Annotated in this window: 1 protein-coding gene; it reads left to right on the forward strand. The window is 46.7% G+C overall.

The window, feature by feature from the left end; all coding sequences use genetic code 11:
* Positions 1-211 (forward strand): zinc ribbon domain-containing protein (locus ACYQ4S_RS12510; protein WP_459771501.1); only part of this gene is annotated, 211 nt, incomplete at its 5' end.
* Positions 212-336 lie beyond the last annotated feature (125 nt).

Raw genomic sequence — 336 nt, forward strand, 5'->3', positions numbered from 1 at the left:
CGTCCGCCAATTAGAATATAAATCCAAGCAAAAAGGACGGACACTTATCAAAGCAGACCGATTCTATCCGTCTAGTCAGGTTTGTTCGAGTTGCGGACACCGAGACGGCAAGAAGCCGCTCAATATCAGGGAGTGGGACTGCCCGAATTGCGGGGAATACCTTGACAGAGATATCAATGCCAGCAAGAACCTCTTGGCGTTGGCCAAGTAATCGAGTAGGGGGTAAATAATTAATTTATTTACCGTCCTCTCACACCACCGTACGTACGGTTCCGTATACGGCGGTTCAATATCTTAAGTAAGCAGACTCTGCCAGTTGGTTTAGTGAAACTAAAC

It is taken from the genome of Alkalibacterium sp. s-m-28 (assembly GCF_054658175.1).